This window comes from Rhodococcus sp. NJ-530 (assembly GCF_003860625.1).
GTDB classification, from domain to species: Bacteria; Actinomycetota; Actinomycetes; order Mycobacteriales; family Mycobacteriaceae; genus Rhodococcus_F; species Rhodococcus_F qingshengii.
The window spans coordinates 2,463,013-2,478,701 of record NZ_CP034152.1; the positions used below are offsets into that span (position 1 = coordinate 2,463,013).

At 64.8% G+C, this 15,689-nt stretch carries 15 protein-coding genes and 1 pseudogene; 11 read left to right on the forward strand and 5 right to left on the reverse strand.

The window, feature by feature from the left end; all coding sequences use genetic code 11:
• Positions 1 to 12 precede the first annotated feature (12 nt).
• Positions 13 to 791: pseudogene (locus EHW12_RS11500) on the reverse strand (class I SAM-dependent methyltransferase).
• Between the two features lie 271 nt (positions 792 to 1,062).
• Between EHW12_RS11500 and EHW12_RS11505 the strand changes: the two are divergent.
• The 9 genes from EHW12_RS11505 (at position 1,063) to EHW12_RS11545 (ending at position 10,851) form a co-directional block, all read left to right on the forward strand.
• Entirely contained in the window at positions 1,063 to 1,863 is an 801-nt protein-coding gene (locus tag EHW12_RS11505; protein WP_003944754.1) for an electron transfer flavoprotein subunit beta/FixA family protein, read from the forward strand.
• A gap of 48 nt (positions 1,864 to 1,911) precedes the next feature.
• Positions 1,912 to 2,868 (forward strand): electron transfer flavoprotein subunit alpha/FixB family protein, encoded by a 957-nt coding sequence (locus EHW12_RS11510; RefSeq protein ID WP_003944698.1) that lies wholly within the window; start codon positions 1,912 to 1,914, stop codon positions 2,866 to 2,868.
• A 135-nt stretch (positions 2,869 to 3,003) separates the two neighbouring features.
• The gene (locus tag EHW12_RS11515; RefSeq protein WP_003944707.1) at positions 3,004 to 3,840 is read left to right on the forward strand and encodes a GNAT family N-acyltransferase; all 837 of its coding nucleotides are present in this window, start codon (positions 3,004 to 3,006) and stop codon (positions 3,838 to 3,840) included.
• Positions 3,840 to 4,739, forward strand: a complete 900-nt coding sequence (locus EHW12_RS11520; protein ID WP_007729400.1) for a lysophospholipid acyltransferase family protein — start codon at positions 3,840 to 3,842, stop codon at positions 4,737 to 4,739. The genes EHW12_RS11515 and EHW12_RS11520 overlap by 1 nt, the downstream gene beginning before the upstream one ends.
• Before the next feature lie 52 nt (positions 4,740 to 4,791).
• Positions 4,792 to 6,021 (forward strand): cysteine desulfurase family protein, encoded by a 1,230-nt coding sequence (locus EHW12_RS11525; RefSeq protein WP_019747909.1) that lies wholly within the window; start codon positions 4,792 to 4,794, stop codon positions 6,019 to 6,021.
• The gene (gene mnmA / locus EHW12_RS11530) at positions 6,021 to 7,133 is read left to right on the forward strand and encodes a tRNA 2-thiouridine(34) synthase MnmA (RefSeq protein ID WP_042447455.1); all 1,113 of its coding nucleotides are present in this window, start codon (positions 6,021 to 6,023) and stop codon (positions 7,131 to 7,133) included. The genes EHW12_RS11525 and mnmA overlap by 1 nt, the downstream gene beginning before the upstream one ends.
• Positions 7,130 to 8,152, forward strand: a complete 1,023-nt coding sequence (locus EHW12_RS11535) for a methionine synthase (protein WP_125050664.1) — start codon at positions 7,130 to 7,132, stop codon at positions 8,150 to 8,152. The genes mnmA and EHW12_RS11535 overlap by 4 nt, the downstream gene beginning before the upstream one ends.
• 60 nt (positions 8,153 to 8,212) lie before the next feature.
• Entirely contained in the window at positions 8,213 to 10,315 is a 2,103-nt protein-coding gene (ligA, locus tag EHW12_RS11540; RefSeq protein WP_003944697.1) for an NAD-dependent DNA ligase LigA, read from the forward strand.
• Between the two features lie 47 nt (positions 10,316 to 10,362).
• Positions 10,363 to 10,851 (forward strand): GNAT family N-acetyltransferase, encoded by a 489-nt coding sequence (locus tag EHW12_RS11545; RefSeq protein ID WP_003944764.1) that lies wholly within the window; start codon positions 10,363 to 10,365, stop codon positions 10,849 to 10,851.
• Between the two features lie 13 nt (positions 10,852 to 10,864).
• On the opposite strand, the gene EHW12_RS11550 is transcribed toward EHW12_RS11545, so the two are convergent.
• Complete coding sequence (locus EHW12_RS11550; protein WP_003944719.1) at positions 10,865 to 11,515, reverse strand: amino acid-binding protein; 651 nt, start codon at positions 11,513 to 11,515, stop codon at positions 10,865 to 10,867.
• Positions 11,516 to 11,795: 280 nt separating this feature from the next.
• Between EHW12_RS11550 and gatC the strand changes: the two genes are divergently transcribed.
• Entirely contained in the window at positions 11,796 to 12,095 is a 300-nt protein-coding gene (gene gatC / locus EHW12_RS11555) for an Asp-tRNA(Asn)/Glu-tRNA(Gln) amidotransferase subunit GatC (RefSeq protein WP_003944747.1), read from the forward strand.
• Entirely contained in the window at positions 12,092 to 13,570 is a 1,479-nt protein-coding gene (gene gatA / locus EHW12_RS11560; protein WP_030535403.1) for an Asp-tRNA(Asn)/Glu-tRNA(Gln) amidotransferase subunit GatA, read from the forward strand. The genes gatC and gatA overlap by 4 nt, the downstream gene beginning before the upstream one ends.
• Positions 13,571 to 13,627: 57 nt before the next feature.
• Here the strand turns inward: gatA and EHW12_RS35195 are convergent, their stop codons facing one another.
• From EHW12_RS35195 to EHW12_RS11570, 3 genes are read right to left on the reverse strand one after another with little or no spacing between them, the layout of a single operon-like run.
• Positions 13,628 to 13,828 (reverse strand): alpha/beta-hydrolase family protein, encoded by a 201-nt coding sequence (locus EHW12_RS35195; protein ID WP_241199145.1) that lies wholly within the window; start codon positions 13,826 to 13,828, stop codon positions 13,628 to 13,630.
• A 17-nt stretch (positions 13,829 to 13,845) separates the two neighbouring features.
• The gene (locus EHW12_RS11565) at positions 13,846 to 15,015 is read right to left on the reverse strand and encodes an alpha/beta-hydrolase family protein (RefSeq protein WP_241199146.1); all 1,170 of its coding nucleotides are present in this window, start codon (positions 15,013 to 15,015) and stop codon (positions 13,846 to 13,848) included.
• Entirely contained in the window at positions 15,012 to 15,686 is a 675-nt protein-coding gene (locus EHW12_RS11570) for a hypothetical protein (protein ID WP_083057481.1), read from the reverse strand. Before EHW12_RS11570 ends, EHW12_RS11565 begins: the two co-directional genes overlap by 4 nt.
• Positions 15,687 to 15,689: the final 3 nt, after the last annotated feature.

The window sequence follows — 15,689 nt, forward strand, 5'->3', positions numbered from 1 at the left end:
GTGTTGCGTTACTCACTCGCCGGTTTCCTTCACGGCAATAGCGACGAGGTCGAGGCTGTCGTCGATGTCGGGTTCGCTGATGCTGAAGTCGTCGACGGTGATGCCCTCGACGTCGCGGGTGAGATCTTCGGGCCAGGGCTCACCGGCCAACGCGCGGTCGATCTGCGCGTTGATGAACGATCCGCCGTGCTTGGCGTCGAGTTCCTTCAGACGTGAACCGTGGTGGACGCCGGTCATCAACTGAACGCGGAATCCGGCGTCTTCGAGCAATTCGGTCATTTCGGAGGCGTTGAGCTCACGAGTGTGGAAAGGGTTGAGCGGCGTGTCGCGGCCGGGGGAGAAGGTGATCCGGTTGGGGGTGCTGATCAGAAGTTCACCGCCGGGAGCGAGAACTCGGAAGCATTCGCGTAGGAACTGACCCTGATCCCACAGGTGCTCGATCACCTGGAAATTGACGACGACGTCAACCGAGTTGTCGGCCAGTGGAAGCTCGGCGAGGTTGCCGTGGAGCATCTCGACGCGGGGTAGCGGGCACGGACGTGCTCGACCGCGGAGATGTCGTAGTCGAGGCCGGTAACCTTTGTTGCGACGTCCGCAATCATGTTGGCGCCGTAGCCTTCTCCGGAACCGGCCTCGAGGACTCGGCGGTCCGTGCAGCGCTCCAGAAGTGCGCGGTACACCACTTCGTGGCGTCGGAACCAGTAGTTCTCCTCGGGGATTCCTGGCACGGTTCGTTCGCCCGTCAAGGGCAGGGGTGCGTCGTCGTGGTTGCTGACACTCGTTTCACTCACCCGTGCGAGATTAGTGCCATCCGAGTAGAACGTGTTCGCCGTGGTCCAGATCACTGCTGTCAATTCCTGTTCGTGCCGTTATGGTGGACGAGGTTCCACGTTAAGTTACCCACCGGTAACTTAACGTGGGGTAATCTAACGCACAGCCGACGTGAACCGAGAAATTCGCCCGTAGGGAGACCTGTCGGACTCTCTTTTCGGACGCTCGGACTGCGCGAGCACCACAGACGATTTATCAGGTGAATTACACACAGGAGGTCGACGAAGACCCATGACGAATATCGTTGTTTTGATCAAGCAGGTCCCCGACACATGGTCCGAGCGCAAGCTGACCGACGGCGACTACACGCTTGACCGTGAAGCCGCCGACGCAGTCCTCGACGAGATCAACGAGCGCTCCGTCGAAGAAGCACTCCTCATTAAGGAAGCTCAGGGCGGTGAGGTAACGGTGCTGTCCGCAGGACCCGACCGCGCCACCGACGCTATCCGCAAGGCTCTCTCGATGGGCGCCGACAAGGCCGTCCACATCAACGACCCGGCACTGCACGGCTCCGACGCGATCCAGACCGCATGGACGCTCGCTGCTGCTCTCGGCCAGATCACCTTCGAGAACGACGAGCCTGCCGACCTGATCATCGCCGGCAACGAGGCCACCGACGGCCGCGTCGGCGCTGTTCCGGCCATCATCGCCGAGTACCTGGGCATCCCGCAGCTCACGCAGCTGCGCAAGGTCGTCGTCGCCGACGGCAAGATCACCGGTGAGCGCGAGACCGACGAGGGCGTCTTCGGCCTCGAGGCTTCGCTGCCCGCGATCGTCTCGGTCACCGAGAAGATCAACGAGCCGCGCTTCCCGTCCTTCAAGGGCATCATGGCCGCGAAGAAGAAGGAAGTTCTCGTCTACACGCTGGCCGACCTCGGAGTCGACCCGGAGACCGTCGGAGTTGCCAACGCCGGCACCACCGTGACGTCCTCCACCCCCAAGCCCCCCCGTACCGCTGGTGAGCGCATCGTCGACGAGGGAGACGGTGGCACCAAGATTGCCGCGTACCTCGTCAGCAACAAGGTCATCTGATCGCGCCCTTCTAGACATCCAGCAGAAGAACTCAGGGAGAGTTAAGTCATGGCAGAAGTACTTGTGCTCGTAGAGCACGCAGAGGGTGCGCTGAAGAAGGTCAGCACCGAACTCATCACCGCTGCACGCGCACTCGGTGAGCCGTCGGCAGTTGTCGCCGGCCCCGCGGGCACCGCAGCAAAGCTCGCCGACGCTCTGGCAGCAGCCGGCGCCGAGAAGATCTACGTCGCCGAGTCCGACGACATCGACGGCTACCTCGTCACCCCCAAGGTCGACGTTCTCGCCGCTCTGGTCGAGTCCACCAGCCCGGCAGCAGTCATCACCGCAGCCGGCACCGAGGGCAAAGAGGTTGCCGGTCGTCTGGCCGCACGTCTGGGCTCCGGATTGCTGACCGACGTCATCGAGATCAAGGCTGACGGCACCGGCGTCCACTCCATCTTCGGTGGCGCGTTCACCGTCGAGGCCAAGGCCAACGGCGACGTTCCGGTCTACTCGGTTCGTCCGGGCGCAGTCGAGGCTGCTCCGCAGGCCGGCGCAGGCGAGCAGATCACCGTCGAGGTTCCGGCCCAGGACGAGAGTGCCGTCAAGGTCACCTCGCGTGAGCCCATCGTCGGCGGCGACCGCCCGGAGCTCACCGAGGCGTCGGTTGTCGTCTCCGGTGGACGTGGTGTCGGCAGCGCGGACAAGTTCTCCGTCGTCGAAGAGCTGGCCGACTCCCTCGGCGCTGCAGTCGGTGCTTCGCGTGCCGCTGTGGACTCGGGTTACTACCCCGGACAGTTCCAGGTCGGTCAGACCGGTAAGACGGTCTCGCCGCAGCTGTACATCGCGCTCGGCATTTCCGGTGCCATCCAGCACCGTGCCGGCATGCAGACGTCCAAGACCATCGTCGCGGTCAACAAGGACGAAGAGGCACCCATCTTCGAGATCGCCGACTTCGGCATCGTGGGCGACCTGTTCAACGTCGCACCGCAGCTCACCGAAGCTGTGAAGTCCCACAAGGGCTGAAAAGCACAAACTGCTGTGCGCCTTTATCAACCCCCCGCGGTTGATAAAGGCGCACAGTGCTTTATTCACCCGGCCTGCATCGGCATGTCACTTCGTCGATACCGAGACGCCGTTCGCGCTCGATAAACCTTGCGCATGACAATTACGTCAGTCCTTCGCTCCGCGAGTGACAATCTCGGCCGTGAGGTCGCCCAGCCGAGATATTCCCTGATCGTCTCCTCCGACCGCGAGCATCGTGTCGCTGCGCAGCGCCTTCGATACCGAGTGTTCGCCTCCGAGCCAGGCTTCTCCCTCCCCGCTTCGGCCGGGGTGTTCGAACTCGACGCCGACGCCTTCGACGAATTCTGTGATCATCTTCTCGTTCGCGACAACATCACCGAGGAGTACGTCGGCTGCTACCGAATGCTGCCGCCGGATTCCGCTGCGGCGGCCGGTGGGTATTACACCGCAACGGAATTCGACATCTCCGCGCTCGATCCGGTGGCGAACAGGATCGTCGAAATGGGTCGCGCGTGCGTCGATCCCGCTCACCGCACCGGATCCGTCCTGAGCCTGATGTGGTCGGGCATCCTGCACTATCTCGAATTGACCGGATACGAGTGGGTGATGGGCTGCGTCTCCGTGCCCGTCTTGCCGAGCCCCGATTCAATTGCCGGCGCCGATGTCCGCGGCGTCCGTGACTTCGTGATGAACAAGCACGCCAGTCCGGGGTCGCGGCGGGTGATCCCACGAAACCCGGTGGTCCTCGGGGGTCTGACGCTCGACGAGATCGCCGCACCGGAACGCGTGACGATGCCACCGTTGCTCCGTGGTTACTTGCGGATGGGCGCGATGATCTGCGGGGAACCTGCTCACGATCCCGAGTTCGGTGTGGCCGATTTTGTTGCGCTGCAAGGCCTTCACTCCGCCAACAAGCGGTACCTCGAACGGCTGCGATCGGCGGCCGCCGCACACGAGTCGGGGATCGGCTGATGACCGCGGCGGTGCCGTACTGGGTGCCGACGAGCCCCTGCGGCGACGGGTGCCTACCCGCGGACGCACCCGGTGTGTCGAGTATCACCGTGATGGCCCGCGGGGTCATGGTCGGTGCCGCACTGTTGACTGCGCCTGTGCTTTCGGCCGGCTGGCTGCTCCCGCGCACCTGGCGTACTGAGATGCAACGCGGATACTCGCGCGCGTTGCTTCGTTGTCTGGGGATGAAGCTGACGGTCGACGATCAGCGGTTGGGGCGCGCGGAACCTGACGGGGTCATGGTTGTCGCCGGTCACGTGTCCTGGACCGACGTCCTCGTCGCGAGCGCCGTTGCTCCGGCCAACTTCGTCGCCCGCGCCGACCTGCTCGACTGGGCAGTGCTCGGCGGTCTCGCGCGCCGGATGCGCGTCGTCCCCATCGACCGCGCTCGCCTGCGTGAACTCCCCGGAACCGTCGACGTCGTTCGCGAACGCCTGCAGCGAGGTGTCCGGGTGATGGTGTTTCCCGAGGGGACGACCTGGTGCGGGCGGGCGTACGGCGGTTTTCGTCCGGCGATGTTCCAAGCAGCCGTCGACGCCGAATGCCCGGTTCAGCCGATGGCGATCCGCTACGAGAACGCCGACGGTTCCCTGTGCACCGGACCCTGCTTTGTCGGCACCGAAACGATCGGTCAGTCCATCCGTCGGATCCTGCGTCAGAAGAACGTCGAGGTGAAGGTCAGGCTGGCTCCGCTCGAGGAGGCAGGGGAGTGTCGAGCCGATCTCGCGCAGCGATGCGAGAGAGCCGTACGCGGCGTCGACATCATCGATCTGGCAGCTCACGACATCTTCGACCCCGCACCGGAACTCGTGACACAAGCCGTGGGACAAATCGATCCTTCCCCGGCGATGAGCGCTTAGCCTGCTGAGCGAGGCTGGTCGAACTCTCGTGCTGGGCTATCCTTGTCAAGCCATGACTCTGCCTGCACACAGTGCCCACGCCGGATTTCCGGTGTACCTCGATCATGCCGCCACGACTCCGATGTCGGCAGCCGCTATCGAGGCGATGACCGATACCTTCAAAACCGTGGGCAACGCGTCCTCGCTGCACGGCTCCGGCCGTGCGGCCCGGCGCCGCGTCGAGGAATCGCGCGAATCGATCGCCGCCAGCTTGGGTGCGCGGCCGTCGGAGGTCATCTTCACCTCCGGAGGCACCGAGAGCGACAATCTCGCGGTCAAGGGCATCTACTGGGCTCGCCGTGACGCAGACCCGCGACGCACTCGCATCCTGGCCAGCTCCGTCGAGCATCATGCTGTGCTCGACGCCGTCGAGTGGCTCGAGCAGCACGAGGGCGCGCGCGTGACGTGGTTGCCGGTCGACGAGAACGGTGTCGTCGACCCGCAGACCTTGCGTGACGAGCTTTCCGTCCACGCCGACGAGGTCGCACTCGTGACGGTGATGTGGGCCAACAACGAGGTCGGCTCGATCATGCCGATCGTGGAGTTGGCGGAGATTTCGGCTGAGTTCGAGATTCCGATGCACAGCGACGCGGTTCAGGCAGTTGCACAATTGCCGGTCGATTTCGCGGCGAGCAAATTGTCCGCGCTGAGCATCGCGGCGCACAAGTTCGGTGGTCCGCACGGCGTCGGCGCACTGCTGCTCGGACGCCAGGTTCCGTGTGTGCCGCTCCTTCACGGCGGCGGACACGAACGTGATCTGCGTTCGGGCACTCCGGATACTGCGGGCGTTGTCGGGATGGCTGCGGCGCTGCGCGCAAACGTCGAGAACTTCGATTCCAGCACAAGGGAATTGGCGCAGTTGCGTGACCGTTTGATCGACGGAGTCCTGGAGATTCTTCCCGAGTCGGTGCTCAACGGCCCGACCGGATCCGATCGGCTTCCCGGTAACGCGCACTTCACCTTCCCCGGCTGCGAGGGCGATTCGTTGCTGATGCTGCTCGACGCCGCCGGTATCGAATGTTCCACCGGTTCGGCCTGCACCGCCGGTGTGGCCAGAGCCAGCCATGTCTTGATCGCGATGGGCGTCGAATCGCCCGTCGCGCGTGGCTCACTGAGATTTTCGCTCGGACATACGTCGAGTGTCACCGATGTGGACGCGCTCATCGCTGCGCTTCCACAAGTAGTAGAGCGCGCTCGGGCCGCCGGTCTTGCCGGTGCCGGTTCGCGTGGAGGGGATCGCTGATGCGAGTACTCGCAGCCATGAGCGGAGGTGTCGACTCCGCTGTCGCCGCCGCCCGCGCTGTCGCCGCCGGACACGACGTCGTCGGCGTTCATCTTGCTTTGTCCACGGCGCCGGGCGCATTGCGGACGGGTTCGCGTGGATGCTGCTCGAAGGAAGATGCCGGCGACGCCAGGCGCGCCGCCGACGTTCTCGGAATACCCTTCTACGTCTGGGATTTCGCCGATCGCTTCAAGGAAGACGTGATCGACGACTTCGTGGCGTCGTACGCAGCGGGTGAGACCCCCAATCCGTGCCTGCGCTGCAACGAGAAGATCAAGTTCACCGCACTCGCCGACCGTGCAGTCGCTCTCGGCTTCGACGCCGTGGCGACCGGTCACTACGCGCGCCTCGAAGACGGCGTCCTGCGCCGGGCGGTCGACGCTGACAAGGACCAGTCGTATGTCCTCGGTGTGCTGACGGCTGAGCAGCTTTCGCGAGCGATGTTCCCGATCGGTGACACACCGAAAGAACAGATCCGCGAGGAAGCCGCCGAGCGCGGTCTGGCTGTGGCGAACAAGCCTGACAGTCACGACATCTGCTTCATCCCGACCGGCGACACACGAGCATTCCTGGGTGCGCGCATCGGCGTTCGTCCGGGAAGCGTCGTCGACGCCGATTCGGGTGAAGTCCTCGCTGCACACGACGGCGTACACGGCTTCACGATCGGACAGCGCAAGGGTCTCGGCGTCGAAGGTCCGGCGGGTGACGGCCGTCCGCGGTACGTGACCGCGATCGAGCCCGAAACCGGAACGGTCCGAGTGGGTTCGGCCAAGAATCTCGACGTCTGGGCCATCTCGGCGCAGCGTGCGATCTGGACCTCGGGCCAGGCGCCGGAGGGCCCCGTCGAATGCATGGTGCAGGTTCGTGCGCACGGTGGACTGGCGCAGGCCGTTGCGGAGGCCGTCGACGACGGTACTTCAAGCGGCGGTATCTCGATCTCGTTGCGCGAACCACTGACCGGCGTCGCAAAGGGACAGGCCGTCGTGTTGTATCGCCCCGACCGCGAACTGGGTGACCAGGTCCTCGGCAGTGGCACCATCTCGGGTACCGAATCCGAGCCGAACACACTGTGACGCAGCAGGTTTCCATCGGTGGTCTCGTCACCGGAATCGGATCCTGGCCGGGCACGGATGCCCGCGAAAGTGCCGCAACCATCCTCGGCGAGCTGGGTGGTTTCCCGCATCTGGTGGAGTTGCCGAGCCGCGGACTCGGCGCTGACATGGTCGGCCGGGCGGGGGCAATTCTGGTCGATATCAACCTCGACGCCTCGACCCGTGCCTATCGAGTCGTGCCTCGGAGGGGCAATGTCGCGAAGCGAGCCGAGGACTTTCTGAATCAGGATCTCGACGCGCTCGAGGAAGCCTGGGAGTCAGCGCGCTTGGTCGGCGGAGACCACGTCGTCAAGCTTCAAGTCGCCGGCCCGCTGACACTCGGCGCCGAGATCGAAGTCGCAAACGGTTCGCGAGTTCTCGTCGACCGCGGTGCGCTCCGCGACGTCGCAGAATCACTCGGTGAGGGTCTCGCGCGTCATGCGGCCGAGGTCACTCGCCGCACCGGCGCCGCAGTGGTGATTCAGTTGGACGAGCCGCAGATCGCGGCAGTTCTGGCCGGTTCGCTGCCTGGGCGCACCAAGATGGAGAGCGTTCCGGCACTGCCGGAACCCGAGGCACTCGCCGTACTCGACTCGACGATCAGCGGTTGCGGACTGCCCACAATCGTCCACAGTTGCGGCACAGACATGCCGTGGGATCTACTGAGGCGAAGCCAGGCGTTCGGCGTGAGCTTCGTCATGTCGCTCATCGGCTCACGCGATCTCGACGGTATCGGCCAGTTGTTCGACGCCGGCAAGGAATTGGCGCTCGGTCTGGTTCCGTCCGTGGAGCCGGAAAAGCCGGTGACGTGGAAAGAGTGTGCGATGCCCGCCGTCACACTGGTAGATCGTCTCGGCTTCTCTCGTGAACTCCTGCAGACCCAGGTCGCGGTCACTCCGCGTTGCGGTCTTTCGGGTGCGAACCTCGACTGGGCTCGTGCCGCCCTTCGGCTGTGTACAGACGTCGGCAAGGCATTGGTGGACGATCCGTCGGCGTTCTAGTGTGTGCGTTCCGATGTGGAGTCGTGTGGTGTGTCGGTGTGAACCGATAATCTTCTAGCTGTGACTGAAACCGCGGATGCAATGCAGCCAGCGCCCAACGAGGCGCGCGAGCAGTGGACGGAGCTGGCCGAAGAGGTACGCCAGCATCAGTTCCGCTACTACGTTCGTGATGCGCCCGTCATTTCGGACGGTGCATTCGACACATTGCTCGGGCAGCTCAATGCTCTCGAAGAGCAGTACCCGGATCTGCGAACTCCCGACTCTCCGACGCAACTCGTCGGTGGCGGATTCGCGACGGACTTCACGTCCGTCGACCACCTCGAGCGGATGCTCAGCCTCGACAACGTCTTCGACGAGTCGGAGCTCCGAGCATGGATCGCCAAGGTAGAGCAGGAAACCGGGCCGGAACTGCACTATCTCTGTGAAGTGAAAATCGATGGTGTCGCCCTCAATCTCGTCTACGAGAACGGCAAACTCGTTCGTGCCGCAACCCGCGGTGACGGTCGTACGGGCGAGCTGGTCACGCTCAACGCTCTGACGATCAACGACATCCCGGAGCGCCTTACCGCCACGGACGAGTACCCGATTCCGAGCCTGCTCGAGGTGCGTGGCGAGGTGTTCTTCCGCCTCGAGGACTTCGCAGCACTCAATGCCTCCCTGGTGGAGGAGGGGAAGGCGCCGTTCGCCAATCCGCGCAACTCCGCGGCGGGCTCCCTGCGTCAGAAGAATCCTGCCGTCACCGCGCGTCGCCGCCTCGGAATGATCTGCCACGGGTTCGGGCGCATGGAAGGTTTCGAGCCGGCCTCGCAGTACGACGCCTACGTGGCCCTCGCCGCCTGGGGTCTGCCGGTGTCCACGCACACCTCACGGGTGGTCGGCGCCGACGCCGTGGTCGAGAAGATGAAGTACTGGGGAGAACACCGCCACGACGTCGAGCACGAGATCGACGGGTTGGTGGTCAAGGTCGACGAGATGTCGTTACATCGACGTCTGGGCACCACGTCGCGCGCACCACGGTGGGCTATCGCGTACAAGTACCCGCCGGAAGAGGTCACGACCAAGCTCCTCGACATCCGGGTCAGTGTCGGACGTACGGGTCGTGTGACGCCGTTCGCGTACATGGAACCCGTCACGGTGGCGGGTTCCACTGTGTCCTTGGCCACGCTGCACAACGGCTCGGAGGTCAAGCGCAAGGGTGTGCTGATCGGCGACACCGTGGTGTTGCGCAAGGCCGGAGACGTCATCCCCGAGGTTCTCGGTCCCGTGGCAGACGTTCGTGACGGTACCGAGCGCGAGTTCGTCATGCCGACACATTGTCCCGAGTGCGGCACGTTGTTGGCACCCGCGAAAGAGGGCGACGTCGACGTGCGATGCCCCAATCAGCAGTACTGCCCGGCGCAGTTGCGCGAGCGCGTGTTCCACGTCTCGGGGCGCGGTGCATTCGACATCGAGGTGCTCGGTTACGAGGCCGCGACCGGGCTGTTGGAGGCGAAGGTCATCGGCGACGAGGGCGATCTCTTCTCACTCGACGCCGAGAAACTGATCGAAGTTCCGATCTTCCGCACCAATGCGGGATCCCTGTCCGCCAACGGAAAACGCTTGCTGGCCAACCTGGATTCGGCCAAGGACAAGCCGCTGTGGAGAGTGCTTGTGGCACTGTCGATTCGGCACGTCGGCCCCACTGCCGCGAGGGCGTTGGCCGGCGAATTCGGCTCGCTGCAACGCATTCGGGAAGCCTCGGTCGACGAGTTGGCTGCAGTGGACGGCGTCGGATCGACTATCGCCGCCGCCGTCGTGGAGTGGTTCTCCGTCGACTGGCATCAGCAGATCGTCGACAAGTGGGCGTCGGCCGGAGTACGCATGGAGGATGAACGCGACGATTCGATTCCGCGCAATCTCGAGGGCCTCTCGATCGTCGTCACCGGTTCGCTCGAGACCTACTCGCGTGATCAGGCGAAGGAAGCGATTCTGGTGCGCGGCGGCAAGGCGGCAGGGTCGGTCTCGAAGAAGACTGCGTTTGTCGTCGTCGGTGAAGCGCCCGGTTCCAAGCACGACAAGGCGGTCGAATTGGGTGTGCCGGTGCTCGACGAAGACGGCTTCCGGCGGTTGCTCGAAGATGGCCCGGATGCGGTCGCTCCCACCGATTTGGACGAACCAGAGTGACTTTGTCCGATTTCTGAGATTGGTGTGCTGGGTGCGATAGTGACGCCATGATCGAGATTCGTGAAGTTCTACCGGCTGAGTTCGAGACCGTCGGGGAGCTGACTGTGCAGTCGTACGTGGGTGGCGGATTTGTCGCCGGCGGATCGCCGTACGCGGAGCGCCTGCGAGACACCGCAACTCGGGTGGAGCAGGGCCGGGTGCTGGTTGCGGTTCTCGGTGACGAAGTCGTGGGCTCGTTGACGATCGCAGAACCCGGCACGCCCTTCGCGGATGTTGCGCAGAAGGGCGAACTCGAGTTCCGCATGCTCGCAGTCTCGCCGCAAGCTCGGGGATCGGGCGCCGGAACCGCATTGGTTCGCGCAGTGATCGCCGAAGCCTACGACCGCGGCGATCACTCGGTGGTCATCTCGACGCAGCCCGAGATGGTCGATGCCCGTCGTATCTACGACCGCAACGGTTTCGTCCCCGATCCCGAGCGGGCGTGGGAGCCGATTCGCGGTATGGAACTGACCGTCATGGTGCGCGGCCTGGCCTGATCAGCCAGCCTGGTCAACCCAGTACCGTCGCCACGATTCCTGCGAGGTAGCCGAGGCGGGCTATCTCCGAAGGGCGGAATTCGGGCCCACCGGGACGACCGAGCATGAGGACTCGATTGCCGGAGCCGAGAGGTGCGGCAGCGAGGCTGGTGTTCATGTCGCGCCATACGTCCGGAACCCAGTCGGCCTCGCCGTCGAGGGCGGTGGGCTTGTCCAGTGGCATCCACGGAATGTCGGTGGCGTGGGTTTCCGGCGCGCCGGCGCTACCGACGACGCGGTACGCACCGTGCTTGCCGATGTCCGCGACGACGCACCAGCCGACTCGCAGTACACGCGGCGCGCCGTCGACGAGGACCTGCAGTCGATCGTTTCGGGCCGTCGCAACGGAATCTATGAGTTCGAGCTCACGGTGAGTGTCGAGAATCCCGGCGTAGGGGCGGATCGAATCGACCAGCACGTCCGGTAGATGCTCGGCAGCGGTGATCAAGGTGTCGGGCAGCGCGCCCGGTTCGACGTCGACCACGAGGTCGTCGATGGCAAAACCGTCACCTCGTTCCACGACGTCGAGGGAGAGGATGTCTGCGCCCACGGATCCGAGAGCTACGGCGAGCGCGCCGAGGCTGCCTGGTCGATCGGGCAGTTGGACGCGAAGCAGGTACGACACGTGCGTGCCTTTCGCTGATCGGTTCTCGCCCGGATCACGTCGACCCGGGCCTGACTCATCTTTGCACTTGCCCAACCTGCGATGGTGGGCGCCGCGGCGGCGTCACGCCAGATGCACATGCTTGTCACACGAGCGAAACACACTGCGGGCTTTCGGCGTGGCGATCGACACAGTGAGCGTGCTCGTCGTTCGATACAGCGGGCGTGCTTACAGGTCTGTCGCGGCGAGCAACTAGGCTGGACCGGCAATGTTCACGTCCTCTTCCGAAAGGGGCCCCGCGGTGCCTGCCATCTCCCGTGACGAGGTCGCGCACCTCGCGCGGCTGTCCAGACTCGCCCTGTCCGATGCCGAACTCGACGAGTTCGCCGGTCAGTTGGATTCGATTCTCAACCACGTCAAGGTGGTCACCGAGGTTGCGGCCGACGACGTCCCGCCCATGGCGAATCCCAATGCCGTCACCAACGTGACGCGCCCCGACGTGATCGTGCCCGGGTTGACCCCCGAGCAGGCATTGTCCGGAGCACCCGCAGTCGAACAGGATCGCTTTGCGGTTCCGCAGATCCTTGGAGAGGGCGAATGACCGATCTGACCACGCTGGACGCCGCTGAGCTGGCCGGCAAGATCCACTCGCGTGAGGTGTCCTCCGTAGAGGTCACGCAGGCGCATCTCGACCGCATCGCGGCCGTCGACACCGAGTACCACGCCTTCCTGCACGTTGCAGGCGAACAGGCTCTCGAAGCCGCCGCAGCAGTGGACAACTCGCTCGCAGGCGGAAACGAACCTGCTTCGGCACTCGCCGGCGTTCCGATCGCGTTGAAGGACATCTTCACCACGACGGACATGCCGACCACCTGTGCGTCGAAGATTCTCGAAGGCTGGGTCGCGCCGTACGACGCGACTCTGACCTCCAAGCTGCGCGCTGCCGGCATCCCGATCCTCGGCAAGACGAACCTCGACGAGTTCGCGATGGGCTCTTCGACCGAGAACTCGGCCTTCGGCCCGACGCGTAACCCGTGGGACGTCACCCGCATCCCCGGTGGTTCGGGCGGCGGGAGTGCGGCTGCGCTCGCGTCCCGGCAGGCCCCGCTGGCCATCGGCACTGACACCGGCGGTTCGATCCGTCAGCCCGCTGCGGTCACCGCGACAGTCGGAACCAAGCCGACGTACGGAACCGTCTCGCGCTTCGGACTCGTCGCGTGCGCGTCCTCGCTCGATCAGGGCGGCCCCTGTGGACGCACCGTGCTCGACACCGCTCTGCTGCACGAGGTCATCGCCGGACACGATCCGCGTGACTCCACGTCCATCGACGCCCCCGTGCGTCCGGTCGTCGCCGCCGCACGCGAAGGTGCAAACGGCGACCTGCGCGGCGTCAAAGTCGGTGTGGTCAAGGAACTTCACTCCGACAGCTACCAGCCCGGCGTCATCGCTTCCTTCGATGCTGCCGTCGAGCAGCTCAAGGCACTCGGTGCCGAGGTTGTCGAGGTCTCGTGCCCGAGCTTCGAGCACGCGCTCGCGTCGTACTACCTGGTGCTGCCCAGTGAGGTCTCGTCCAACCTGGCTCGCTTCGACGCGATGCGCTACGGACTGCGTGTCGACGACGGCAACATGAGTGCCGACCAGGTCATGGCGGCAACCCGCGCCGCCGGTTTCGGTCCGGAGGTCAAGCGCCGCATCATGATCGGTACCTACGCACTGTCCTCGGGCTACTACGACGCCTACTACGGTTCGGCGCTCAAGGTTCGTACGCTCATCGCGCGCGATTTCGACAAGGCCTACGAGAAGGTGGACGTACTGGTCTCGCCGACCAGCCCGTTCACGCCGTGGAAGTTGGGGGAGAAGGTCGGCGATCCGTTGGCCATGTACCTCTCCGATCTGTGCACGCTGCCGACCAACCTGGCCGGACACTGCGCGATGTCGGTCCCATCGGGTCTGTCCGCGGACGACAACCTGCCGGTGGGCTTGCAGATCATGGCGCCCGCCATGGCTGACGAGCGCCTCTACCGTGTCGGTGCGGCCTACGAAGCAGCTCGCGGCCCGATCGCGACTGCAGTCTGACCTGTTTGCTGTGCGCCTTTATCAACCCCGCGCGGTTAATAAAGGCGCACAGCAGTTTCAGGAGCAAGTTCTCAGGGCCGTCCCCTGATCGGTTCCGTAGCGATGGCCGTGACCGGCGGGGACACCGAGCGAACCGAGCGTGTCGACGGTGGTCTGCAAGAACGTGACACCCGGGATCCACTGCGGGATCGGTGCATCTTGCACGGCACGGCTCAGATCCGGCTTCTGCGTCGCGAGGGCGGGGGACCACCACACCACCGGGTCAGACGTGTTCGCTAGGACGGTTGCGCCGTCCGTTCGTGTCGCGCCGGCCGGGGACCTGCCCACAACACGTCGCACGGGACGATGGGACTGCCCTCGGACAGTGCGGCGCTGCCGCCGACGGCGCCGAGGCTCTGTCCGTAGAGGAACAGGTCCGGTCGATCCTCGGCGGGCATAGCGGCAATGTGGCTGCCGACGGCGGTGAACAGAGCGGTTGCCGATTCTTCGGCGTCGTCGCGGCTGAACAGGAATGTCGCCCAACTGGGTGCGTCGGAGTATTGCTGCCCGACTATTGCGACGTCGCCGCCGAACCGTTGCTCGATACCGTCGACTGCATGCGTGTCGATCCACCCCGATCCGGTCGGAACGGCCACTACGACGCTGTTGCGGGCAAAGCCGCCGACGCGATCGAGTTCGCTCACCGCGAGAGCGGCACGTGATGCAGTGTCGGGTGCCGAATCCAAACCGGCGTAGACACGCACCGAGTCTTCGCCTGCTGCGACGAATTTGCGTCCCTCCGCCCCCATCGACGTCCACGAGATGAGAGATTCGGGGCTGCCTGACACAGAGGCCGAAAGTGGCTGTGTCAGAGCGGTGTCGATGTACGCGTTGGACTTGTCGAACGAATCGGCGAGGCCGTTCCACACGACGGGACCGACTACCAACTGCACCCCGAGAACACCCATGACCAGTGCGCCGACGCTCCGCGCGAAACCCATCCACCGCAGCGCCTTCGAAATTCCGATCCCGATGCCCCAGAGACCAAGTGCGGTCAGTGCTGCAATGCAACCCGCCTCCGCCCAGTGGAGAAGTCCGGCAGACGTTGCGCCCATCGCCGCTCGCAACGAGTTCTGCCAACCGGCGGCGGCGAACATCGCAACTGCGGTGCCGGCAGTCGACAACCCGAACGCGGTGATGCGCCAATGACGTTCGTCGAATCGGGCCTTGACCCGGTCGGGGACGAGCCGACGGGCTACCGCGGAGAACGCCCACATCGCCAGTAGTCCGGCCGCGACGAGCAGACCGCTGAACACCCCTTGTAGTACGGCTGATCGCGGCAGGAGTCCGGGAGCCAGCGAGATGGCGGACATCGCTGCCACGGCGACGCTCGTGGACACGCGGGGGAGTGCGAGCGCCCCGACTCGGGCGAGGACGGGGGTCCGTGACGCATTCAGAACGCTCATGCTGCAATCGCTTTCGGGGAGTAGGAGAACTCGTTCGACGGGTCGAGGCGCCGCGATCGCATCAGGGTGAAGCCGAAGGCGGAGACTGCCAGAACACCGGCCGTGCCGTAACCGAATCCCGATTCCGCGACCGGCGTCAGATAGCTTTGGCGCCAGGAGTTTCCGTTCACAGCCGTGACGGCTACATCGGCCATCGCGAAGCAATACCCTCGTGAGAGAAAGGACGTGCGGTCTTCACACGCGGCATGCATTCGCTGGTCGAGCTGACCGTCGAGGACCTGACGTGCCCACGGCCCCAGTTCCGTTCCGTGCGAATGCGCGTAGCGGAGTAGGTCGTAGCCGAGATCGTGCGCTTTGCAGGCCGAGTCGAATTCGTCGGGAAGTGGGACCGGCGACGAGCAGTCGCCGTGGGGATTGGCGAGGTATCCGTCGACGACGGCGGGGGTGTAACCGGCGAATGCCGCAAAGTCCGCCGGGATGGTGGTCGCAGCGTCAGAGGCATCCGCAGTAGTCACGGTGGCGATCGCCCTGGATGCGTTCGAATTCTCGGTGCGCGGCGACTGGGCTCCGCTCGCTCCGGCAGTGACCGTGATCGCTGCCGTTGCAGCCAGCGCCAGGGCAGCCCAGGTGCCGGCGCTTCGAGAGATGTCTTTCACCCGTGTGATCCGCATGCC